The sequence below is a fragment of the Achromobacter sp. CSND-B12 genome, from assembly GCF_052906545.1.
Map to the genome: position 1 here is coordinate 280,783 of NZ_JBREGJ010000001.1, position 20,757 is coordinate 301,539.

Below are 20,757 nucleotides of genomic sequence, written 5' to 3' on the forward strand. Positions count from 1 at the left end.
AGCCAAATTACGATAAGACGATAGAATATCTATCATCATGAACACCGACTTCCTGCACACGCTGGCCGCCGTGGCGCGCCATGGCTCGATGGCCGAGGCCGCCCGCCGCCTGGGGTTGACCCACGGCGCGGTGGCGCAGCAGATCCGCAAGCTGGAACAGGAGCTGGGCGTGGCGCTGGTGGCGCGCGCCGGCCGCACCGTGCACCTGACCGCCAAGGCCACCGAACTGATCGAGCCGATGCGCGAGGTGCTGGAACGGATCGAGAAGATCCGCTACCTGGCCCGTTCCGACGAGATGATGGGCGAGCTGCGGCTGGGCGCCGGCAATACGGCGCTCAATTCGATGGTGCCGGCCATCCTGGAACACCTGGTGCGGCGCCATCCGCTCATCAACGTCGAGATCCAGCCGGGCCATTCGGCGCGCTTCTACCCCGCCATCGAAAGCGGTGAACTGGACGCCGCCATCGCGCTGCAAGCGCCCTACCCGCTGTCCAAGAGTCTGGGCTGGCAGTTGCTGCGCGAAGAACCCTACGTACTGGCGGCGGCGCCGCGCCATGCCGGTCGGCACCCGCACAGCCTGCTGACGGCCGAGCCCTTCATCCGCTACCAGCGCAGCGACTGGGGCGGCCAGCACATCGATGATTACCTGCGGCGCGTCGGCATCACGCCGCGCGAGCGCTTCGAGCTGAACGCCATCGAGTCCATCGCGGTGATGGTCAGCCGCGACCTGGGGGTGGCGATCCTGCCGCGCTCCACCAACGGCGCGATCGAACGGCTCGGCCTGCTCGCCCTGCCGCTGCCCGAGCCCTGCGAGCCTCGCCGCTTCGGCCTGATCTGGTCGCGCGGGTCGCCACGGCTGGCGTTGATCCGCGCCTTTCGCGACATTGCCGTTGTAGAGTATGCCAACGCGGGCGCCTGACCCGCGCTCTACAAGGGGAAAGCATGAAGAAGACCATTCTGTCGACGCTCGTCGGCTGCTCGATGTTCGCACTGCCGCTGGCCGCCAGCGCGGCCGGCCAGATCGGCTACCTGGGGCCGGCGGGTTCGTGGACGCACCAGGCCTGCCTGGATCTGTTCGGCCCCGCTGACCTGGTGCCGCTGACGCGCGACGACCTGTTCAAGGGCTACCAGTCCGGCAAGATCGAGCGCGCCTGCGTGCCCGTGACCACGTCGGTGGTGGGCGTGACGCCCTACCTGGACGCTGTGCTGGCCCTGCCGGACGTGATGATCGTGGCCGAGTATCCGAAGATGCTGGGCTACAGCCTGCTGGCCAAGCCGGGCACCAAACTGGCGGACGTCAAGGAGGTGCTGGCGCACCCGGTGGCGTTCGAGGAGGTCAAGCCGTGGGTCCACCGCGAGATGCCTAAGGTCAAGCGCACCGAGGCCGCCAGCGGCGGCGCCGCCGCCAAGACGGTGGCCGACAGCCCGGGCCATGACAAGGCGTCGTTCGGCCCCAAGGTGGGCGCGTCGGTCTATTCGCTGGTATCGCTGGTGGACGGCATCGAGCAAGGACCGCACAACGTGACCCGCTGGTGGGTGCTGGGCCGCGCGATGCCGGCGCCGACGGGGCGCGACAAGAGCTCGCTGCTGGTCGACACATCCGACGACAGGTTCAACGACACGTTGGCGGCGCTGGTCGATGCCAAGGTGCCGGTCCTGACCATCTACGAGCGGCCCAGCAAGAAGACGCTGGACACGCATCGCTACGTGGTCGAGGTGGCCGGCCATGCCCGGCAGGAGCCGCTGGCATCCCTGCTGGCAGCCCATCCGGGGATACGGCTGCTGGGCTCGTACCCCCGCCAGTGATCCCCGCGCTCGCCGATCTGGCGAAAGATCCGGTTGCACTTTATTGGGGACACACGCAAATCCGCCCTTGATAATGCGGACCTTCCCTCGGCAGCGCGTGCGCGCAACGTTGCCGGGCAATAAGAAGCGCCGGGCCCGCGGGCCCGGCCAGCAACCCAGGATCCCATTCAATGAGCCGTATTTTTCCAGGCGACCTCTGGTCCGTGGGCGAAGCCCGCATCAACGATCTGTTGGTCGTGGTCCGCTTGCGCACCGGCCTGCCGCCGGCGCCCACACGCCAGGTCAATGAGAACCTGGTCATCATTTCCTGGCCGTACACGGGCATCGAAAACGGCATGCCCAATGAAGAAGACAAGCAAAGCACCAACCGCTTCGAAGAAGCCATCGAACAGGCTTTCGACGACTCCGACATCGGCGTGCAGGTGGCTTGCCTGACCGGCAATCACCAGAAGGAATGGCGTTTCTACACGCACGACGTCGAAGCGTTCCTGGACGCGTTCAATGCCTGCCTGGCGGGGCATCCGGTCTATCCCATCCGACTGGGCACGTACAAGGATCCCGATTGGAATGGCCTGGCGGAACTACAGCCGGAAAGCTCCGACCAGCTTCACTGAAAGGCCAACCGGCCGCGCCATCGATCAGGCCGGTCGCCATTTGCAGAGGATATTATTTTGAATTTCAAAGCCGCACTCCTGATCTCCGCCATCACCGCCGTGGTTGCCGCCCCCGCGAAGGCCGAGCCGCCGCGCTCGGTGGACGCCCGGAGTTTCGATATCGCCGGCGTCAAAACGGGCATGGACTACGACGAAGCGGTCGCCGCCGCGGCGAAGAATTTCGGCGTGGGCAAGAATCAGATCAAGGCGGGTTACCCGACGCTGAACCCCGTCACCAATACCAAGCAGCCGCAGAATTTCAGCTACGAAAAAGACGGCGTTCGGCTGGTGGTGCATTTCGAGCCGCGCGTGCCGGTCGACAAGCAGCGTCCGCTGGCGGTGTCCCAGGTCAGCTACGAAATGCCGTGGACGCCGGCCAACAAGGACGCCATGGCGCAGGCCGTGGTGCAGAAATACGGCAAGCAGTCGAACTTTCCCAACCAGTTGAACCTGGAGTGGTGCCAGAAACCCAGCACCAATCCCGGCATGGGTTGCTCGACCGACATGACGCAGGCGGTGCTGAAATACAGCGGCGTCAGCGTGCAGTTGTATGACCCGGCCTGGACCAACGCGCGGATCGAGTTCATCAACCAGTCGAACAGCCGCAAGCCGAGCTTCTGACGCTAGCCCGGCGCCCGCGGTAGGCATGACGGGCGCCGTCTCCAGGACGATGAGTCAGCCCGGCCCAACCGGCCGGGCTCGCGCTCAATACTGATACCGCATCGTCAACGTCGCGCTGCGCCCCGCCGCCCACGCGCCCTGGCTGTAGAAGCCGATCTGCGAGTAGTACTTGCGGTCCATCAGGTTGTTGATATTCAGCTGCGCCGACAGGCTCTTGTCGAACCGGTAGCGCGCCATCAGGTTGACCAGCGCATAGCTGCCCTGCCCCACGCGCTCTTCGCCATTGGGGCCGTTGGCGATCGTGTAGACGTGGCTCTGCCAGTTGACGCCGCCGCCCACCGTCAACCGGTTCCAGTCGCCCGGCAATCGGTAGGTGGTGAACAAGCGCACCAGGCTGCGCGGCTGGTCGGTCTGGATGGGGCTGCCGTCGCCGTCGCGCGCGGTCCAGTGCGACCATCCCGCCGCCACGTTCCAGCCGGGCGAGACTTCCCCCGACACTTCCATGTCGAAGCCCCGGCTGCGCGTGCCATTGGCGGCGCGCGAGGCCTGGTTGAGCGTGCCGGGCACCAGATAGCCGACGTCGTCCTGCGCCAGATTGTCCTGGTTGATCTGGAATACCGCCGCCGAGGCATTCAGGCGGCCTTCGAGGAATTCACCCTTGATGCCGGCCTCGTAGGCCTTGCCCTCCAGCGGATCGAGCCAGTTGCCGTTGCGGTCCTGCTTGTCCTGCGGGTTGAAGATCCCGGTATAGCTGACGTACGCCGTGTAGTTCTCGTTGATGTCGTACAGCAGGCCAGCGTACGGCACGAACGCGTCCTTGTCGAACGCCTGCCGGCTGCCGCCGCCCCACCCTACCGCATCCGTCTTCCACGTGCTGTAGCGGCCGCCGACGATCAGCTTGAGCGGATCAGCCAGGCTGAAGCGCAGCGCGCCGTACCAACCGGCCTGCTTGGTGGTGTAGCGGCTGGCCAGGGTGGAGGTGTCGCTCCACTGCGGTTCGGGATACGAGCCGTCCCAGTCCAGGAAATTGCCGATGGGCGCCGGCGAGACCGCGCCACGGTTGCGGAAATCGGCGTATTGGCGGGTGAAGCTGGCGCCGACCACCGCTTCGTGCTGGCGGCCGAACAATGAGAAAGGGCCGGAAGCCTTGAGGTCCAGGCTGTTCTGCTTGCGGTCGCCGTAGTAGCGCTGGGCCGAGGCGCCCATGCCCAGGCCGGTGACGCGGTCGGGCCAACCGGTCAGGTAGAGCAGCTTGCCGTCCATTTCGTGCTTGGAGTGCGAACCGACGGCCTGCACGCGCCAGCCGTTGTCGAAGCGGTGCTCCAGGCTGGCAAAGGCGCCTTCGGTGGTGCTGGCCCACTTGGTCCAGTCGGCGCCGGTGTTGAGCGAGCGTTTCCAGTCGGTGCGGCCGCCGTCGGCGTACCACAGCGGGAAACCGCCCCAACTGCTGCGTTGCGGGTCGTTGTCCTGGTAGTTGAAGCCGACGCTCAAGGTGGTGTGGGCGGTCAGGTCGGCGTCCACCACGCCATAGAAGACCTTCTTGCGGTTCTGGTAGCCGTCCAGGTAGGAATGATTGTCCTGGTAGGCCGAGACGATACGGCCGCGCACGCTGCCGCTGGCGTTCAGCGGCGAGGACAGGTCGGCGCTGGCGCGGTAGGTGTCCCAGGTGCCGGCGCTGACGCTCAGGTCGGCGGTGAATTCGCGGCTGGTGGCGTGCTTGCGCACCAGGTTGACGGACGCGGACGGGTTGCCGGTGCCGGTCAGCAGGCCCGTTGCGCCACGCACCACTTCGACGCGGTCATAGATGATGGGGTCGATGGATGATTCGCCCGCCGAATAGCCGGTCTCGAAACTGGTGGGCACACCGTCATACAGGTAATTGGTAATGGCGAAGCCGCGCGAGCTGAAGGTGTAGCGTTCGCTGTCGTAGTTCTGCACCGAGATGCCGGGCGTGTTGCCCAGGATGTCGGTCAGCGAGCGCATGTCCTGGTCTTCGATGCGCTGGCGCGTGACGACGGTGACCGACTGCGGGGTTTCGCGCAGCGTCAGCGGCAGGCCGGTGCTGGCGGCCGTGGCGCGCGGGGTGTAGGAACCCGTGCCCTCGGTGGTGGTCGGGTCGCCGTCAGCCTGGACCTGCACGGCGGGCAAGGTGGCGACGCCCGACTCCTGCGCCAGCGCTGTGCCGCTGGCCAGCGCCATCAGCACGAGGCTGGTGGTGCGCCGCAGGGCGAGGCGTGGACGAATGGGGAAAATCAGGCTGGCGGGCCGCGGGTCTTGCATGACGCTTCCTTGCAGGATTGGTGAACGATTGGCAAGGAAGCGTAATGCGAACTCTTATCATGTGCATTTGTGTTGCTGATATGCACAATAGGGATTGCCCCGATTTGGCCAGGCCTTGTAGGGGTTTTCGACGCGTGGCACGCGCGCGTCCGGGCTATGGTGCCGCCGTCCTGGCCGCGTCGGGCCTGGCCTGGCAGGAACTACTTCCCAACCCCCTTCGGGACAAATAATGCGTGCGCGCAATTGGCCAGGTATGCCCCGTTCACGCCATCGAATCTGCGCGCCGCGTCCGGCCATGCTATGAATTTCCGGTCAACCCTGGTTCCGCGCTGGCCGGTAGCCGCGTCAATGGATACCAGCTTCTCCGCGCGCGCCTTTGCCTCGCGCAGCACGATCGCCACGAATGCCTCGGTATTCTCGTCACCCGCCGGAATTGATGCCCGCAGCTCGCCGTTGAGAAGGGAGTCCGGAAGAAAATCCGCGGTTCTTGACCTCAAAAGGCTGACCAGCCCTGATCCAACCAGCGCGTAGATCCACCCCTTTCCCGAGGGATGACGTTTCACATAGCGATTGTGAAAATCCTCTTCGGAGATGATGGAGGAATCCACGATCGTTACATGAACCCCTTCACACGCCTCGATTCGAGTCCTGTATCCCGGCCGCTCGACGTCCGGCTGCTCCTGCATGTTGATGAACCGGATAGAGGGGCGGGCTTTCATGAGCGCGGCGGCGAATTCAGCCTCATCCGCTGAAGTCATGAATAAGCACTGTTGAACCATCTTGGAGTCAGCCACGGGTCGCCCTGTTCCGGTTCCGCAATACATGCGCCCACGCCAGGATCACTGGCATTAACCCTGCCCTTACCGATCCACCGACTTCATGTCGCAGCTCGTTTCCTGCACGTCGCACAGCCCCCGGAACCACGCCCGCCCCGCCAGTCGCTCGCCCTTGGCGCGCTCGACGATCTCGTCCTGCGGCGAGCGCTTGCGGTCCACCAGGTAATCCAGCAGCACCCAGTCCTCGTGGCACGCGCGGATGCCCTGGATCTTGCCCATTTCGGTCAGCCAGTCGCTGCCCAGGTCCACCAGGCGCTGGCTGGCGGCGTCGGGCCTGGCATAGCCGCGCGCGGATTGGATGCCGACCCGGGCATCGTCGGCGCGAATCCAGCCTTCGCCTTTGTAGAGCTTGCGCGGCGCACGCTCCGGATATTCATCCTCGTTGTAGGCGTCGCTGGCATTGGCGATCCTGAGCCAGCCGTCCTTCGCTTCCTTCACGTCGAAGGTGACGCTGTACGAATACTCCGGCTCGCCCGCGGCGGGTTTGGCGGGGATCTGGCCCAGGACCTTGGCACCGGCGGACGGCGCGGCGCGCACGGTGATCGAGGGCTTGTCGTAGTTGGCCCAGGCGCTGAAGGCGCAGGCGGTCGGCCCCTTGGGGGCTTCGGCCTGGGAATTGGCGGCCATGGCGGCCGACCCCGCAAAGAGCGAGAGGACGGCGATTGAAGCGGTCAGACGAGGACGAATATGCATAACGGCTCCGGAACATCGACTATTTGAATAGGGCACATGAGAGAGATGCCTTTCATCCGCAGCGATGTCAAGCAGTTTAGTGCCATCACAAAATAGCAGAGCCATTTAGGACACTGCGTGCACACGAGTATCCTGACGGAAATCCCAATTGAAGTGTTACCCAGCCCATTTCAAGCTATACCCGCTTGATTGCAGAGTAGGATACCGCAATCTTAACGCTCCCATTCTGCTCAAAGGAAAACGAATATATCGTTTTCGGGCGCGAAGATAGTTCGTTGGAACGTTCCGAGGCGTCGGCCACGTCTTTCATCGGCGATTGAAGGGAAGCGGCCTTGCTCTCCTCGGAAACCGTACCCTGATTCAAACCAAGGACGGGTTCAATTCGCTCAGTCACTTGGGCAGCTTCGTTGCCTACCCTATTCAGAGCTCGACGAATTTCCTTGCTCAAGATCTTCGTAAAGTCCCACGCGGCATTTCCGAGAATACCGGCCAGGAAGGTTGTCTGAATCACGTTCTCCCGCACGAAATCGGAGACGGAAGTGACAACGGAAAACAGAATGGATCCATTTTCAACGCTAGTTATTTCAGACCGGATTTTTATCGGTTCCTGGCTAAGAGGAGAATACCCAGCCGCTCTTCCTGAGGTCGACGCTTTATTTATTGCGCGGTTTATCCCAGTGAGCAAAACACCTAGTTCTGCAATCGTCAGATTTTTGGGCTCGCCCTCCTCGGTCGCTCGAATTCGGATTTGAAAATTAACTTCTTCGGCCATTTTTCACCTTCCATAGTTCTGGACACAGCGCCAAGCAAGCATTCCTCAGATTCGACGGCAAATCATTCGGCAACTTGATCCCCTGCCCGGCCGCCCATAGCTCCCTCAATCACCGGAACCGCAGGTGCCGCCGCTGCAACTGCCCCACCGTCCGGCACCCCATCAGCTTCATCGCCCGCTCGATCTCCACGCGCATCTGTTCCAGCGCCCTTTCCACGCCGGGCCGCCCGGCGGCAGCCAGCGGGAACAGGTAGTAGCGGCCCAGCCCCACGGCCTTGGCGCCCAGCGCCAGCGCCTTGAGCACGTGCGTGCCGCGCTGCACGCCGCCGTCCATCATCACGTCGATGCGGTCGCCGACGGCGTCGACGATCTCGGCCAACTGGTCGAAGGCGCTGCGCGAGCCGTCGAGCTGGCGGCCGCCGTGGTTGGACAGCACGATGCCGGTGCAGCCGATGTCGACGGCGCGTTTGGCGTCCTCGACCGACATGATGCCCTTCAGGCAGAACTGGCCGCCCCACTCGCGCACCATGGCGGCGACATCGTCCCAGGTCATGGCGGGGTCCAGCATCTCGGTGAAATAGCGGCTGATGGACATGGCGCCGCCGCCCATGTCGACGTGGCCGTCGAGCTGCGGCAGGCGGAAGCGTTCGTGGGTGGCGTAGTTGATGGCCCAGGCCGGCTTGATGGCGAACTGGGCGATGCCGGCCAGGTTCAGGCGGAACGGGATGGCAAAACCCGTGCGCTTGTCGCGCTCGCGGTTGCCGCCGGTGATGCTGTCGACCGTCAGCATCATGACCTGCACGCCCGCGGCCTTGGCGCGCGCCATCATGTCGCGGTTCAGGCCGCGGTCCTTGTGGAAGTAGAACTGGTAGACCTGCGGGCCGCCGCTGATCTGGCGCGCCTCTTCCAGGCTGACGGTGCCCAGTGACGACACGCCGAACATCGTGCCGAACTTGCCGGCGGCGGCGGCCACGGCGCGTTCGCCGTCGTGGTGGAACAGGCGCTGCAGCGCGGTGGGCGAGCAATAGACCGGCATGGCCAGCTTCTGGCCCATGACGGTGACGGACATGTCCACATCCGCCACGCCGCGCAGCACGTCGGGCACCAGGTCGCAGGCCTCGAAGGCCTCGGTGTTGCGGCGGTAGGTGGTCTCATCGTCGGCGGCGCCGTCGATGTAGTTGAAGATCGGGCCGGGCAGCCGCTGGCGCGCCATGCGGCGAAAGTCGTGGAAATTCTGGCACTGGTTCAGACGCATCGGAAGACCTTTTATCTACGCTGCACGTACAAACGACATACCGGTTGCCACCTCGCCGGCGGTGCAAACCACTGGGCCGCTGACGGTCCGGGTCGGGCCGGGCGCCAGGGCATGGAGCGGAATTGTAGTCCGACGCGCCGGGGCGGCCGCTTGCAGACATCACATCTCGGACAGCACGGCCCTGGAGTCTGATACCGTTTGCGTTGTCGCCCCGCCCTTGCCGCCGTCATGCCCCACCGCCCCGATCTGTTCTCGCCGCCGCCCCGCCAACGCGCCGCCCGCGCCAACTCGCTGCTTTGGCTCCTGGATCCGCTGGAGCGTGACCCCGGCTATCTGCGCCGCAAAATGTTCGGCTGCGACGCCGCCTACCTGGACGGCGCGCTGTACCTGGTGGTGGCCGACCGCGAAGCGCCCTGGAACGGCGTGATGGTGTGCACCTCGCGCGACCGCCACGCGGCGCTGCAGGCCGACATGCCGAGCCTGCTGCCGCACCCGGAACTGGGCAAGTGGCTCTACCTGCCGCAGACCGACGAGGCGTTCGAGACGCTGGCGGCCCGGCTGGTGGAGCTGGCGTTGGCGCGTGATCCGCGCCTGGGCGTGGTGTCCAAGCCGCGGGCGCGGCGGCGCAAGTCCTGGCGGGGCGAGGAATAACGCGGGCCGGCGCGCCCTTCCACCGCGCGGAATGCCCTTACGGCCGCCAGGGCCGAGCTGGCTCACATCGATCCGGCCGAGTCGCCAAAAACATCGCGCCAGGGCCGCGACAGCACATCGGCGTCCGCCGTCGACAGGTATTGCGGCGCCCCCCGCGCCATGGCGGCAAACAGCAAGGCGTCGCTGGCCCCCTCCCACGGCGCCGCGAGCGACTCGTCGACCTCGCCGTCCTCGTCCACTTCGCGAATGAACGCGGCGTCGCCATCGACGGCCTGGGCGCGTTGCCGCAGCAGGCCGTGGATCTGCAGCAAGCCGCCATGCACGGGCGAACGCGCTCCGCCCCGGCGGCGCGCGGCGGCCAGCACGCCATACCATTCCGATTGCGGCGGCGCATCGGCAGGCGTGGGGACGCCCTCTTCGTCTTTCGACCAGCGCTCCCAGGCGCGACCGTAGCGGTCCCAGCCGTCGGCAGGCAGATCGGCGCCCAGCGCCCGCGCCTGTTCGCGCGTCAGTTCGGGAATGCGGGCCAGGATGTCGACCACCGCCTCGCCGTGCGGGCCGAACAGCGCGCCCAGCGGCAGCGGTTGTAGCAGTTCGATCGCGGCGGCGCGCCAGTAGCCGGGTTGCGCCACCAGTCCGGACATGTCGCCCAGTTGCGTCACGCGCACGCGCCACAACTGCCCGGGCCAGCGGCGGCCCAGCGTCATGGTGGCAATGGATTGATCGACGACCAGCCAGGGCGGCTCGGCGCGCGCCAGGCGGACGTGGTTGCCGGCGCGTTCAAGCGCCATGTCGGGATCGGCGGCGTCGAACCAGAAACCGTCGCGGTCGGAAGAGGCGGGCGTGGAAGTCGTCATGGCCGTCATTATCTGTCCAAAGCATCGACCCAAAGCGTCGATCCAAAGCGGCGGCCGGCGCGCGAACGGCCGCCGGGCATCCTGCCCCTCGGGCCGCGTCATTGCCTGGGACGGCGGCGCCTCAATCCGCGGCGGCGCGCTCCGGCGCCAGGGCCGCTTCCAGCCGGTTGCCGCCCAGGGACTTGGCGCGATACAGCGCCAGGTCCGCACGCGCCAGCGCGTCGGCCAGCGGCGGCACGTCCTCGTCGAAACAGGCCAGGCCGATGCTGACCGTGGCGGCGATGCCCAGGCCGTCGGCCGGGTTGGCGATGGTGGTGGCAAAGCGGCGGGCCGCCGCCGCCCCCAATTGATGGGCGCGGCGGGCGTCATCGCCCGCCAGCAGCGCGGCGAATTCCTCGCCGCCAAGGCGCGCCAGGATGACCTGCGGCCCGAGCGCATCCCGGGCCACCGTGGCGAACGCCGCCAGCACCAGATCGCCGGTGTGGTGGCCGTAGCGGTCGTTGATGGCCTTGAACTGGTCCAGGTCGAACGCCAGCACGGCGATGGGCTCGCGCCCCGCGCTGGCCGCGATGAGGCGCGCGCCCTGCTCGAAGAACCAGCGGCGGTTGCCCAGCCGCGTCAGGTAGTCGGTCTGCGACTCGCGCACCAACTGCGCATGGGTTTCCTCGCGGATCAGCTTGATCAGCGTCATTGGCAGCAGCACCGAATACAACACCCCTTCGTACATGGTGATATTGCTGGCCAGCAACTGCACCGACGGACCCTCGACGGCGACCCACCACGGCAGCAGGAAGGTCCGGCAGAAATAGACCAACGCATGGATGCCCGCGACGGCGATGGCGAAGTTGCGGGTCTTCAGCGTCTTCATGGAATCGCAGCGCAGCAGTTCCCAGGCGGTCAGCGCGCTGACCAGCGCAATGGGCAAGGCGCTGACGTATTTCCAGACCACGTCCTGCCCCGGCACGCCGGCCACCAGCCAGATCAGCGCCATGACCGCCAGCAGGCCCACCGAACGCTTGCGGTAATGGCGCCCGCTGAGCGAGGCGACGCTGTTCAGCACCAGCAGGTAGCCGCTGAGGATGACCAGATTGCTCAGCGGCGCGCCGATCGCGGCCGGCATGTCGGCGCGGAACAAGGCGCAGATACAGCCCACGGCCAACGTGCCGAAACCGGCCGCCAGGATGCCCAGCGAACGGCTGCGATTGGAATGGGTCCGATGCTCCCAGAACGTCAGGCCGGCACTGGCCAGCAGCGTTCCGATGGTGATGAAGTAAAGGGTGAGCAGATCGACGTGCATCTCGGCCGGAAAGAGGTGGCACGCCAGGAGGAAATTGCGGCGGCGTTCGCAATTTTAGGGGGAAATCCGCCGCGGATATATGACGGGGCGGCCGCTATCGGGGGCAATAAGTCCCCAATTAGGCCGCCCCGCCCGCTTGGTGTCAGAAGCGATACGTCACGCTGCCCACCACGGTGCGGCGGGTGCCGAAGAAGCAATCGCCACGGGCAAGGCAGGTGCCCACGTACTGTTTGTCGAACAGGTTGGTGACGTTCAGCGCCAGGCGCATGGGACCCGCATCGTAGGCCAGCACGGCGTCATACAGGGTGACGGCGGGCACGCCGTTCTGGCCGGTGCCGTCGTCGCTGCTGCCGTTGTAGCGCACGCCCGCCCCCGCCAGGAAGCCCGGGGTTCCCATCACGCTGAAGCGGTAGTTGGCCCAGAACGACGCCATGTGCCGGGGAATGCTGGCCAGTTGGCGCCCCTGTTCGGCCGGCGTGCCCTTGGCCACCTTGGCGTCCAGGAAAGTGTAGGTGGCCACCAGATCGACATTGCCCAGCGACGCCAGCGCTTCCAGTTCGGCGCCCTTGGTGCGGGCCTCGCCGACCTGCACCGTGTCGGCAATGCCGTTGACCACGCCGGCGACCTTGCGGTTTTTCTCGGTCATGTCGAACACGCTGGCGGTGACCGTCAGGTTCTCGCCCGGCGGCTGGTACTTCAGGCCCGCCTCCCATTGCTTGCCGCGCAGCGGCTTGAACGCCTGGTTGGCACGGTTGAAGCCGGCCAGGCCCTGGAACGATTCCGAGTAGCTCAGATAGGGATTGAGGCCGGCCTCGGAGCGGTACATCAGGCCAAAGCGCTTGCTCATTTCGCTGTCATCGCGCGACCCGGACGGCGTATCGTCCACCGACGCGCGCGAGCGGTCATGGCGCAGCCCCAGCATCAGCAGCCAACGCTCCCATTCGAGCTGGTCCTGCATATAGAGGCCCAGTTGGTTGCCGCGCGAGGTCGGCGCGCTGACCGTCGAGGTGGGCGGCGTGAAGTTGCCGTACACGGGGTTGTGCACGTCGATGGGCGCGACCGTGCCGCCCACCCCCTGGCGCGCATCCAGCACGGAACGCTGGTAGTCGATGCCGGTCAGCAGGGTGTGGCGGATCGGGCCGGTCTGGAACTTGAACTGGCCCTGGGTGTCGACCACGAACTGCTTGAGGGTCGGCTGGTTCTGGTAGATCACGCGGCGCAGCAGCGTGTCGCTGCCCGGCACCCATCCATGCCCGGCGCCGTTGAAGCCGGCGGTGTAGATGCTGCGATAGTCGACCTCGCTGTGCGTGTAGCGCAGGTTCTGCCGCACCGTGACGTTGTCGTTGAAGGCGTGCTCGAACTGGTAGCCCACCGCGCTCTGCCTGGCGGTGTACTTGTCGAAGTCGGGTTCGCTGACGAAGAAGTCCTGCGGGATGCGGCCGGCCGGCGTGCTGGTGAGCGTGCCGCGCCAGGGGAAGAAACCGACCATCGACCCGCTATTGTCTTTCTGGAAATTGGCCAGCAGCGTCAACGAGGTCGCGGCGCTGGGCCGCCAGGTCAACGACGGCGCGATGAAATAGCGGTCGTCGTCGACGTATTTGACCGAACTGTCGCTATCGCGCCCCAACGCGACCACGCGATACAGCCACTTGCCGTCTTCGTCGATCGGGCCGGTGAGGTCGGCCTGGATCTGCTTGCGGTTGTGGTTGCCGTAGCTGACGCCGATCTCGCGCATCGCCTCGGGCTGCGGCCGCTTGCTGATCTGGTTGACGATGCCGCCGATGGCGCCCTGCCCGTACAGCATGCCGGACGGCCCGCGCAGGATCTCGATGCGCTCCAGCGCGTAGGGGTCGGGCCGGGTGTTGTTGTAGGACCCCACGGCGTTGAGCAGGCCGTCGAGGTATTGGGTGGAATCGGTGCCGCGGATCTTGATGGAGTCGCCGCGATTGTCCGGCCCGAACGCGCCGGCCGTGACGCCGGCGGTATAGCCCGCCGCCTGCTGCACCGACTGGGCGCCCTGCAGCGTCATGCGATCCTGGGTGATGACGCTGATCGACTGCGGCGTTTCCATCACCGGGGTGTCGGTCTTGGTGGCGGTGGCGGCACGCTTGGCGACAAAGCCCTGCACGGGGCCGACCGCGGTCTGTTCGACGTCGCTGCCCGTGACGGTGACGGCGGGCAAATGAACTTCGGCAGGAGCGGACTGCGCCAGGGCGGCGCCCGGGATCCCCAGGCCGAACACGATCAGAGGCAATTGCCGGGCACGGAAATGCACCGGGCGCCGGCGGGACGAAAGGCGTACAGCCATGGAAACTCCGTTCACACGTGAATAATAATAAGAACCAGTCTTATTACATTTAGGAGCGGAATTATAGCCACACTGTTTCAGCTGAATGCCAGGATCAATGGTTGTTTTATGACAATGGGAATTGATCCCGGAATTAGGATGACCGCCGCCTCCGATCCGTGACGCATCTCGCGCTGCGGATAAGCCGACCTTTGGACGGCCGGGAACTCGCGCGGGCCGCGGGCGGTTTGACGCCCGAGACTCCACCGAAACACCTGGTGGCAAACCGTGGCAGCCTGCAACGGTGCCCCGCGCTGGCTGGGGTTCAATAGCGCCACGCGGCGCCCGGACAATCCCGCCGCGGCCCCGCCGCGCGCTTGCGCCGGCGCCCCTTCCCCTTTCGAGGTCCCGCCCCCATGGCCAATCGATCCTATCTGTACAGCCTGAGCAACCGCCCCGCCAGCTATGCCGACCGGCCCGAAACGATCTGCGGCCTGTCCGAATGGCCGTATGCCGTCCCGTTCTCCTACCGCTTGCTGATGTCGGGCGATCCGCAGTTGTGCGCGTCCTTGATCGCCGACGGCCTGGAAGACGACGAGCCGCATCGGCGCACCCGGCTGTACGCCATCAGCAGCCGCTTCGAGCCCGGCCTGGCGCGCATCAAGCGCTTTGCCGAGATCGTGCGGGCGGCGGTGGGCGGCGCCGCGCCCGCGACGGCAGCGACGCCAGCGGCCGAGCCGGCGCCATCGCTGCTCGGCAGGATCCGGCGGCTGTTCTCGTCCGCCGACGCCGCGCCGGCCAGGCCTGCGACCACGGCCCCGACCGAACTGCTGGCGGCCCTGGACGAGACCATCGCCTTTCTCGAGGCGCACCGCGACGACTACCTGCTGCTGGAGACCATCGAACTGGACGTGATGGCCGAATCGGAAGAGGCCGCGCTCAAGGCGAGCGTGGAAAAAGAGCTGGCGCGTTGCCGCCAGGCGGGCGCCGCGCTCGACGCGCTGCCGGCCGATCCGGCCGAGGCCGGCCGGCAGTTGCTGGCGGCCACCCGGGAACGCGGCGCCGCGCCGCTGGATGCCCTGCACGGATTGCGTTTGGACGACAGCTTCGATGGCGGCCGCAACCAGCGCGTGGACTACATCCTGGGGCTGATGTGGAGCGAGGTGCTGTACTTCGACCTGCTCGACCGCGCCGAATTCGAGGTGCGCCAGCGCGAGGCGCAGGCGGAGTGACACCCGGCCGGCGGCCATGCGCCGGCCGCTGCCCGCTTTGCCCCCTGCCCGCTTTGCCCCCAGCCCGCTTCGGCCCCGCTCCTACGCCACGACGCCCGCCGCCCGCCGCAACGCCTGCCGGTTCTCGCGCACCCACGCCGTCAGGCCCTGCGTGGCGATGCCGCGCGCGGCGTTGAAGGTCCGCGCCGGATCCCACGCCACGCCCCGCCCTTGCGCGAACACGGCGCGGTACTTGCGCATCGGATCGCCAGGCGCGGCGGCCAGCTCGCGCATCAGCGCCGACACCGTCCGGGCCTGGCGCTGTGTCTCGATGCCGAGCGCCCGGTCCACCGTGTCGGCCAATTGGCGATAGCTCACGGTATCGCCGGCCACGTACACCACCTGGTTGGCCAGGCGCGGCTCGGCGCGCAGGATAGCGGCGGTCAGGGCGCCGATGTCGTCGGCGGTGGTGACGGTCACTTGCGTATCCCAGCCGCCCAGCGCGTTCACCCGCCGCGCCGCCAGGTCGACCACGCCGAAGGCCGGTTCGAACAGGAAGCTGGTGAACATGCCGGTCGAGACGATCAGCCACTCCGTGGCGGACTGCGCCCGCAGCATGTCGCGCACGTCGAGCTGCTCGTCGAACAGGTCCTGCGGACTGCCCCGGCCGATGAGGTCGTAGTCGACGCCGAACTGCCAGGGCACGAAGCGCCGCACGCCGCCGTCCAGCGCGGCGCGCGCGATCTTGCGCTGCACGCCGGGGCCGCCCACGAAGCCGGTGCACGACACCACGGTGCCGAAGCGGCCGAACAGCGCGGCCAGTTCGGCGGCCGGTTGCGCCAGCAGGTCGCCGCTCACGATCTGCACGCCCAGCGCGCGCAGGGTGGCGAGATCGCGCTGCTTTTGCGGATCGTCGGTGCGCAGGGACGACGGGCGCAACAGCACCGCGAGCGTGCCCGGGGCCGCGCGCGGCGCCAGGCCGCGCAGCATGGCCAGGCCGAGCTGGCCCGCGCCCAGCACCAGGGTTGCATCGGGATTCGACATAGGAAACTCCACAGACAAGGATGAATGCGGCCGGCGCGGACATCGCGCCGCGGCCCGGCCGTCGGACGCAGGCAGTGTAGGAGCGCCCGCCAGCGCCATTGTTCGCCGCGCCTGAACACACAAAGCGCGATCCGCGAACCGGCCGCGCCGCCTCGCTTGGCCGGGCGCTTGCTAACATCGCCCTTCCCTATCCGCATCGCCGCAGGCCGCCCATGGACAAACTTCAAGCGATGACGACTTTCGTGCGGGTCGTGCAGGCACAGAGCTTCAGCAAGGCCGCGGCCACGCTGGCGCTGCCGCGCTCGTCGGTGACGACGACCATCAAACAGCTCGAAGCGCTGCTGGGCACGCCGCTGCTGCGGCGCACGACGCGCAGCCTCAGCCTGACCGAGGCCGGCGCGCGTTACTACGCCGCGTGCCAGGCCATCCTGGCGCAGATCGCCGAAGCCGAGCATGCCCTGGCCGCCGACGCGCAGACACCACGCGGCCGGGTGCGGGTGGACATGCCGGGCGCCATCGGCCGCGCCCTGGTGGTGCCGCGCCTGCGCGAGTTCGAGGCGCGCTATCCGGATATCGAGCTGGTGCTGGGCCTGAACGATCGCCCGTTGGACCTGGTGCATGAAGGCATCGACTGCGCGATCCACAGCGGGGCGCTGGCCGATTCCACGCTGGTGGCCCGGCCGCTGGGCCGGTTGAGCTGGCTCACCTGCGCATCGCCGCTGTACCTGGCCCGATTCGGCGAGCCGGACTCGGTGGCGGCGCTGGCGGCGCATCGGGTCGTCAATTACCTGTCGAACGCCAGCGGCCGGCCGCTCGACTGGCGCTTCCGTGTCGATGGCGAGGACGTGGCGCTGGCGCTGCCCGGACGCTACGCGGTCAACGAGACCGAGGCCTATCTGCATTGCGGCCTGGAGGGGCTGGGCCTGATCCAGTTGTCCGAGCTGGCCGCAGGCATCTACCTGCGCAGCGGGCGCCTGCGCGAGGTGCTGGCGCAGGCGCGTTGCGCGCCGGTGCCGATCGCCATCGTCTATCCCCAGGCGCGCGCGACAGCGGCGGTGAAGACGTTCGTGGAGTGGGTCATCACGATCGCGCGGCAGGACCTGCCCGCCTGAAACGCGCCAGCCGGCGTGGCCTCGCCGGGTGCGACATCGCATCGCCCGCGGCGCGCATGCCGCACGGCGTGACAAATCCATCACTCATCTACAATCCGGGGTCATAGTGGTCGCCCGCCAGGGCGGCAGGTCCGTAGCCCCAGGTAGCATGACCCGCGCGAAGAAACCCGCTCCCAGAAAGAGAAGCTCCCCCTCCCGATCCCAAAGCCGCGCCGCCGGCCGCGTGCCGCGCTTCCTGCGCGCGCTGATCGTCACCTCGCTCGCCAGTTTCGGCGCCGCCACCTATGTGCTGCATCCGCAATGGAAGATGCCGGCGGCGGTCGGCGACATGCTGTCGCGCCTGGAATGGCCGTCGTTGCAACGCAGCGCGCCGGTGGCGCTGCCCGCACCCAATGCGGCGCTGGTGCAGACCGCCTTCAGCGACTGTCCGCAGTTCTTCCCGAACGCGCAGCCGCCCGCGGTGCCCGCCGCGCAACGCTTGCGCGAAGTCTGTTTTTCCTCGTTCGCCATCCTGCACAACGGCGCGACCAAGACGCCTGTGTTCGTGGCCGAGCGCCTGAACCGCCAGAACCTGGCGCAGGCCAAGGGACTGCCCCGCACCGACAAGTTCTACGCCGAGGCGCGGGTGCCGCGCGCCGAGCGTTCGGAGCTGGATGACTACCGCGGCTCGGGCTACTCGCGCGGCCACATGGCGCCGGCCGGCGACATGGCCACGCCCGAGGCCATGGCGCAGAGCTTTTCGCTGGCCAACATGGTGCCGCAGGACCAGAGCCACAACGCCGGCCCGTGGAGCCGCATCGAGCAGGACACGCGCCAATACGTGATGCGGGCGGCGGGCGACGTGTACGTGTTCACCGGGCCGGTGTATGGCGACCGCCCCAAGACCATCGGCGCCGGCGTGGCCGTGCCCACCTATCTGTACAAGGTCGTGTACGACGCCACCACGCACCGCTCGTGGGTGCATTGGCAGGCCAACAGCGCCGGCACCAAGGCCGGGCCGCCGATCGGCTACGACGACTTCGTCAAGCGCACGGGGCTGCGGCTGCTGCCGCAATAAGCGCGGGCGGTGCGCGCCCGCGCCCTCTGGCGATTCAGCCCGCCGCCGTGTCGTAGATCACCGGCATGCGCCCGCGCCACCGCTCCCAGGCCGCGCCGCCCAGGGCCAGCTCCGCCATGAAATGCGCGACGTTGATGCGGCTGGTGCGGCCCGCGTCGAAGATGGCGCTGCGGACCGGCGAAGGATGCGCCTCGTAGCCGCTGACGGCATCCCGGTCGACCAGGCTGTCGGGACGCACGACGGCCCATTCGATCGCGGGATGCGCCTGGCCGACCACGGCGCGCAGGTAGTCGGCGGCCGCTTCGTTGTCGGCGTGCGGCGGCACCAGCGCGCGCACCAGCGCCACCACGGCGCGCTGCGCCAGCGAGAGCGGCTCGCGCAAGTCGCGGTTGCTGTTGCCGGCGGTGTTCATCAGCACGAACCTGACCGGCCGGCCCGGCGCATTCGCCATGACGGCCTCGCACAGGCGCCGCACCGCATCGGCCACCAGCCGCCGCGGCTGGCCGTAGATGCCGCGCAAGCTCATGCCATGGCCCAGGCACGACGCCACCGCCGTGCAGCCCGCCACGTGGCGCGCCATCGTGGCCGGGTCCAGGTCCAGCACGCTGGCCTGGACCAGCGACAGCCGCGGATCGCCCGCCCACGCCCGCAGCGCATCCGGCGAGCGCAGCAGCGCCCTGACCGGCTCGCCGCGTTCCAGCAGTTGGCCGACCAGCAGCCGCCCGGTCGCCCCGCTGGCGCCGACCACGAGTGTCGTCATCGCCGATCCTCTTGATATGCATGGCGTGATTGGTAACCAAGGATTGTATCTGGCCCCTTCATCGCGGATTCAGGCAAAATGAGCCGCGCGCGAGACCGCGTTGCGGCCCGGCGTCGGGCACGGCCAGGCGACGCGCGCCGCATCTGTCGCATAAAAAGGAAAACGATGAAGAACGCCACCCGCATGGGCAGCCTGACCGCCGCGTTGCTGCTTGCCTGCGCTGCCGGCAATGCCATGGCGGCATCCACGCCGGCCGCCGCCTCCCCGGCCCCGGCCAAGTCCGCGCCGGCGCAGGCAACGCCAGCGAAGGAAATGCCGGCAAAAGACACGCCGGCCCAGCCCGCGCCCGCCACCGACGACGCCCTGGACAACGCCAATACCGGCCCCATCAGCGAGGCCGAATACATGACCCGGGCGGAGATGTCGTTCAACAAGCGCGACGTCAACGCCGACGGCTATCTCAGCCGCAGCCCCCTGCTCCAGGAAGCCACCGTCGAACAGGTCGTGGCCATGGACACGGACGGCGACGGGCGCATCAGCAAGGCCGAGTACCTGGCCTACATGCTGAAGAACTTCCGCGCCCGGCCCAAATTCGAGCACGGCATCAAGCGTTGAAGGCCCAGGCCCGCTACACCCTGCCGGGCCCCATCGCCGACTTCATCGGCGACGCTCCGCTCATCGCCGACCAGGTCGGCGAATCGCCCAGCCGGGTCTACCACTTCACCCGCGGCAACGACGTCTTTTTTCTCAAGGCGTCGGCGGCGGTGTATGCGCCCACGACCTACAGCGTGCGGCGCGAGGCGCAAGTGCTGCAATGGCTGGCCGGCCATCTGAACGTGCCGGAAGTGGTCCGGGTGGCGGACAACGCCGATGGCGAATTCATGCTGACGCGGCGCGTGCCCGGCGTGCCGCTGCAGGCGCGCATGGACGATGCCGACACCGCCATCGGGCTGTTCGGCGAGGCCCTGCGCCAATTGCGCGCGGTGCCGGCGGACGATTGCCCGTTCGACGCCGGCGCGCCGATGCGGCTGCGCGAGCTGGACTATCTGCTGGCGCGCGGCCTGTGCGCCGACGACCACGACCTGACGCAATGGCCCGGCCTGGCGACGCCGGCCGACCTGGTGGCGCGGCTGCATGCCACCCTGCCGCGGGAAGACCCGGCGTTCAGCCATGGCGACCTGTGCGACAACAACGTGTTCGTCGACGAACGCGACCGGCTGCATTTCATCGACCTGGGCCGCGGCGGCGTGGCCGACCTCTGGCAGGACGTGGCCTTCATCCACCGCAACCTGCGCGACATTTCCGAGGACGCGGCGGCCACTTTTCTCGGCACCCTGGACGTCGCGGACGACCCGGCCAAGCGCCGCTTCTTCGAACAGCTGGACGAGCTGTTCTAGGGCGCTGGCCCGCGGATACGCGCGCATCCACGGGACAGCGCACCGGCCTTGGCGCGCAGCCGTGCGCGCCGCCGTCACGGGCCGCTGGTATCCTCGTGGCGATTCTGTTAACGATTGGATACACAAGACGGAAATCGGCAATTACCCCGCCGGACCCCGCGTGCTAAG

General features: G+C 67.4%; 20 protein-coding genes. 10 read left to right on the top strand and 10 right to left on the bottom strand.

Going from position 1 to position 20,757, the window contains the following annotated elements; genetic code table 11:
* Positions 1 to 37 precede the first annotated feature (37 nt).
* The 4 genes from ACUTAG_RS01300 to ACUTAG_RS01315 all read left to right on the top strand — a co-directional run bounded on the left by ACUTAG_RS01300 (position 38) and on the right by ACUTAG_RS01315 (position 3,080).
* Positions 38 to 919 carry a LysR family transcriptional regulator gene (locus ACUTAG_RS01300; RefSeq protein ID WP_026382935.1) on the top strand — a complete coding sequence of 294 codons (882 nt, stop codon included), beginning with the start codon at positions 38 to 40 and terminating at the stop codon, positions 917 to 919.
* Between the two features lie 62 nt (positions 920 to 981).
* On the top strand, positions 982 to 1,806 hold the full coding sequence (locus tag ACUTAG_RS01305; RefSeq protein ID WP_446650452.1) for a prephenate dehydratase: 825 nt from the start codon (positions 982 to 984) through the stop codon (positions 1,804 to 1,806).
* Positions 1,807 to 1,976: 170 nt separating this feature from the next.
* The gene (locus tag ACUTAG_RS01310; RefSeq protein ID WP_054514521.1) at positions 1,977 to 2,420 is read left to right on the top strand and encodes a DUF695 domain-containing protein; all 444 of its coding nucleotides are present in this window, start codon (positions 1,977 to 1,979) and stop codon (positions 2,418 to 2,420) included.
* Positions 2,421 to 2,477: 57 nt separating this feature from the next.
* On the top strand, positions 2,478 to 3,080 hold the full coding sequence (locus tag ACUTAG_RS01315) for a hypothetical protein (RefSeq protein ID WP_446649945.1): 603 nt from the start codon (positions 2,478 to 2,480) through the stop codon (positions 3,078 to 3,080).
* A gap of 84 nt (positions 3,081 to 3,164) precedes the next feature.
* Here the strand turns inward: ACUTAG_RS01315 and fhuE are convergent, their stop codons facing one another.
* The 5 genes from fhuE to ACUTAG_RS01340 all read right to left on the bottom strand — a co-directional run bounded on the left by fhuE (position 3,165) and on the right by ACUTAG_RS01340 (position 8,916).
* Positions 3,165 to 5,360, bottom strand: coding sequence for a ferric-rhodotorulic acid/ferric-coprogen receptor FhuE (fhuE, locus tag ACUTAG_RS01320; protein ID WP_446649946.1), 2,196 nt, complete (start codon positions 5,358 to 5,360; stop codon positions 3,165 to 3,167).
* A 200-nt stretch (positions 5,361 to 5,560) separates the two neighbouring features.
* Positions 5,561 to 6,118, bottom strand: coding sequence for a hypothetical protein (locus ACUTAG_RS01325; protein WP_446649947.1), 558 nt, complete (start codon positions 6,116 to 6,118; stop codon positions 5,561 to 5,563).
* A 102-nt stretch (positions 6,119 to 6,220) separates the two neighbouring features.
* Entirely contained in the window at positions 6,221 to 6,823 is a 603-nt protein-coding gene (locus ACUTAG_RS01330; protein WP_024069332.1) for an SH3 domain-containing protein, read from the bottom strand.
* 241 nt (positions 6,824 to 7,064) lie between these two features.
* Positions 7,065 to 7,661: a hypothetical protein gene (locus ACUTAG_RS01335; protein WP_127481478.1), complete on the bottom strand. Its 597-nt coding sequence runs from the start codon at positions 7,659 to 7,661 to the stop codon at positions 7,065 to 7,067.
* A 109-nt stretch (positions 7,662 to 7,770) separates the two neighbouring features.
* Complete coding sequence (locus ACUTAG_RS01340) at positions 7,771 to 8,916, bottom strand: alpha-hydroxy acid oxidase (protein ID WP_006384167.1); 1,146 nt, start codon at positions 8,914 to 8,916, stop codon at positions 7,771 to 7,773.
* Positions 8,917 to 9,144: 228 nt separating this feature from the next.
* Between ACUTAG_RS01340 and ACUTAG_RS01345 the strand changes: the two genes are divergently transcribed.
* The gene (locus ACUTAG_RS01345; protein ID WP_006384168.1) at positions 9,145 to 9,567 is read left to right on the top strand and encodes a hypothetical protein; all 423 of its coding nucleotides are present in this window, start codon (positions 9,145 to 9,147) and stop codon (positions 9,565 to 9,567) included.
* A 62-nt stretch (positions 9,568 to 9,629) separates the two neighbouring features.
* On the opposite strand, the gene ACUTAG_RS01350 is transcribed toward ACUTAG_RS01345, so the two are convergent.
* The 3 genes from ACUTAG_RS01350 to ACUTAG_RS01360 form a co-directional block, all read right to left on the bottom strand.
* Positions 9,630 to 10,424, bottom strand: coding sequence for a hypothetical protein (locus ACUTAG_RS01350; RefSeq protein WP_446649948.1), 795 nt, complete (start codon positions 10,422 to 10,424; stop codon positions 9,630 to 9,632).
* Between the two features lie 121 nt (positions 10,425 to 10,545).
* Positions 10,546 to 11,721: a diguanylate cyclase domain-containing protein gene (locus ACUTAG_RS01355; RefSeq protein WP_446649949.1), complete on the bottom strand. Its 1,176-nt coding sequence runs from the start codon at positions 11,719 to 11,721 to the stop codon at positions 10,546 to 10,548.
* Positions 11,722 to 11,863: 142 nt separating this feature from the next.
* Positions 11,864 to 14,029 carry a TonB-dependent siderophore receptor gene (locus tag ACUTAG_RS01360; protein WP_227739950.1) on the bottom strand — a complete coding sequence of 722 codons (2,166 nt, stop codon included), beginning with the start codon at positions 14,027 to 14,029 and terminating at the stop codon, positions 11,864 to 11,866.
* A 395-nt stretch (positions 14,030 to 14,424) separates the two neighbouring features.
* Between ACUTAG_RS01360 and ACUTAG_RS01365 the strand changes: the two genes are divergently transcribed.
* Complete coding sequence (locus ACUTAG_RS01365) at positions 14,425 to 15,240, top strand: DUF7822 domain-containing protein (protein WP_446649950.1); 816 nt, start codon at positions 14,425 to 14,427, stop codon at positions 15,238 to 15,240.
* 81 nt (positions 15,241 to 15,321) lie between these two features.
* Here ACUTAG_RS01365 and ACUTAG_RS01370 read toward each other — a convergent pair whose 3' ends face one another.
* On the bottom strand, positions 15,322 to 16,263 hold the full coding sequence (locus ACUTAG_RS01370) for an aromatic alcohol reductase (protein ID WP_446649951.1): 942 nt from the start codon (positions 16,261 to 16,263) through the stop codon (positions 15,322 to 15,324).
* Between the two features lie 212 nt (positions 16,264 to 16,475).
* Here ACUTAG_RS01370 and ACUTAG_RS01375 point away from each other — a divergent pair, with 212 nt between their 5' ends.
* Entirely contained in the window at positions 16,476 to 17,375 is a 900-nt protein-coding gene (locus tag ACUTAG_RS01375; protein WP_446649952.1) for a LysR substrate-binding domain-containing protein, read from the top strand.
* A gap of 148 nt (positions 17,376 to 17,523) precedes the next feature.
* Positions 17,524 to 18,432, top strand: coding sequence for a DNA/RNA non-specific endonuclease (locus ACUTAG_RS01380; RefSeq protein WP_187378293.1), 909 nt, complete (start codon positions 17,524 to 17,526; stop codon positions 18,430 to 18,432).
* A 34-nt stretch (positions 18,433 to 18,466) separates the two neighbouring features.
* On the opposite strand, the gene ACUTAG_RS01385 is transcribed toward ACUTAG_RS01380, so the two are convergent.
* On the bottom strand, positions 18,467 to 19,192 hold the full coding sequence (locus ACUTAG_RS01385; protein WP_054436680.1) for an NAD(P)-dependent oxidoreductase: 726 nt from the start codon (positions 19,190 to 19,192) through the stop codon (positions 18,467 to 18,469).
* Positions 19,193 to 19,357: 165 nt separating this feature from the next.
* Here ACUTAG_RS01385 and ACUTAG_RS01390 point away from each other — a divergent pair, with 165 nt between their 5' ends.
* Both ACUTAG_RS01390 and ACUTAG_RS01395 read left to right on the top strand, forming a co-directional pair.
* A complete protein-coding gene (locus ACUTAG_RS01390; protein WP_148317972.1) occupies positions 19,358 to 19,807 on the top strand; it encodes an EF-hand domain-containing protein in 450 nt (149 codons plus the stop codon).
* The gene (locus ACUTAG_RS01395) at positions 19,804 to 20,589 is read left to right on the top strand and encodes an APH(3') family aminoglycoside O-phosphotransferase (protein ID WP_148317974.1); all 786 of its coding nucleotides are present in this window, start codon (positions 19,804 to 19,806) and stop codon (positions 20,587 to 20,589) included. The genes ACUTAG_RS01390 and ACUTAG_RS01395 overlap by 4 nt, the downstream gene beginning before the upstream one ends.
* The last annotated feature ends 168 nt before the right edge of the window (positions 20,590 to 20,757 follow it).

What these genes read in the sequence shown, in the direction of transcription:
- ACUTAG_RS01375 (WP_446649952.1), top strand. Translation starts at nt 16,476, where the DNA reads ATGGACAAACTTCAAGCGATGACGACTTTCGTGCGGGTCGTGCAGGCA.
- ACUTAG_RS01385 (WP_054436680.1), bottom strand. Translation starts at nt 19,192, where the DNA reads ATGACGACACTCGTGGTCGGCGCCAGCGGGGCGACCGGGCGGCTGCTG.
- ACUTAG_RS01380 (WP_187378293.1), top strand. Translation starts at nt 17,524, where the DNA reads ATGACCCGCGCGAAGAAACCCGCTCCCAGAAAGAGAAGCTCCCCCTCC.
- ACUTAG_RS01350 (WP_446649948.1), bottom strand. Translation starts at nt 10,424, where the DNA reads ATGACGACTTCCACGCCCGCCTCTTCCGACCGCGACGGTTTCTGGTTC.
- ACUTAG_RS01335 (WP_127481478.1), bottom strand. Translation starts at nt 7,661, where the DNA reads ATGGCCGAAGAAGTTAATTTTCAAATCCGAATTCGAGCGACCGAGGAG.
- ACUTAG_RS01360 (WP_227739950.1), bottom strand. Translation starts at nt 14,029, where the DNA reads ATGGCTGTACGCCTTTCGTCCCGCCGGCGCCCGGTGCATTTCCGTGCC.
- ACUTAG_RS01300 (WP_026382935.1), top strand. Translation starts at nt 38, where the DNA reads ATGAACACCGACTTCCTGCACACGCTGGCCGCCGTGGCGCGCCATGGC.
- ACUTAG_RS01365 (WP_446649950.1), top strand. Translation starts at nt 14,425, where the DNA reads ATGGCCAATCGATCCTATCTGTACAGCCTGAGCAACCGCCCCGCCAGC.
- ACUTAG_RS01325 (WP_446649947.1), bottom strand. Translation starts at nt 6,118, where the DNA reads ATGACTTCAGCGGATGAGGCTGAATTCGCCGCCGCGCTCATGAAAGCC.
- ACUTAG_RS01345 (WP_006384168.1), top strand. Translation starts at nt 9,145, where the DNA reads ATGCCCCACCGCCCCGATCTGTTCTCGCCGCCGCCCCGCCAACGCGCC.
- ACUTAG_RS01310 (WP_054514521.1), top strand. Translation starts at nt 1,977, where the DNA reads ATGAGCCGTATTTTTCCAGGCGACCTCTGGTCCGTGGGCGAAGCCCGC.
- ACUTAG_RS01340 (WP_006384167.1), bottom strand. Translation starts at nt 8,916, where the DNA reads ATGCGTCTGAACCAGTGCCAGAATTTCCACGACTTTCGCCGCATGGCG.
- ACUTAG_RS01370 (WP_446649951.1), bottom strand. Translation starts at nt 16,263, where the DNA reads ATGTCGAATCCCGATGCAACCCTGGTGCTGGGCGCGGGCCAGCTCGGC.
- ACUTAG_RS01355 (WP_446649949.1), bottom strand. Translation starts at nt 11,721, where the DNA reads ATGCACGTCGATCTGCTCACCCTTTACTTCATCACCATCGGAACGCTG.
- ACUTAG_RS01305 (WP_446650452.1), top strand. Translation starts at nt 982, where the DNA reads ATGTTCGCACTGCCGCTGGCCGCCAGCGCGGCCGGCCAGATCGGCTAC.
- fhuE (WP_446649946.1), bottom strand. Translation starts at nt 5,360, where the DNA reads ATGCAAGACCCGCGGCCCGCCAGCCTGATTTTCCCCATTCGTCCACGC.
- ACUTAG_RS01330 (WP_024069332.1), bottom strand. Translation starts at nt 6,823, where the DNA reads ATGGCCGCCAATTCCCAGGCCGAAGCCCCCAAGGGGCCGACCGCCTGC.
- ACUTAG_RS01390 (WP_148317972.1), top strand. Translation starts at nt 19,358, where the DNA reads ATGAAGAACGCCACCCGCATGGGCAGCCTGACCGCCGCGTTGCTGCTT.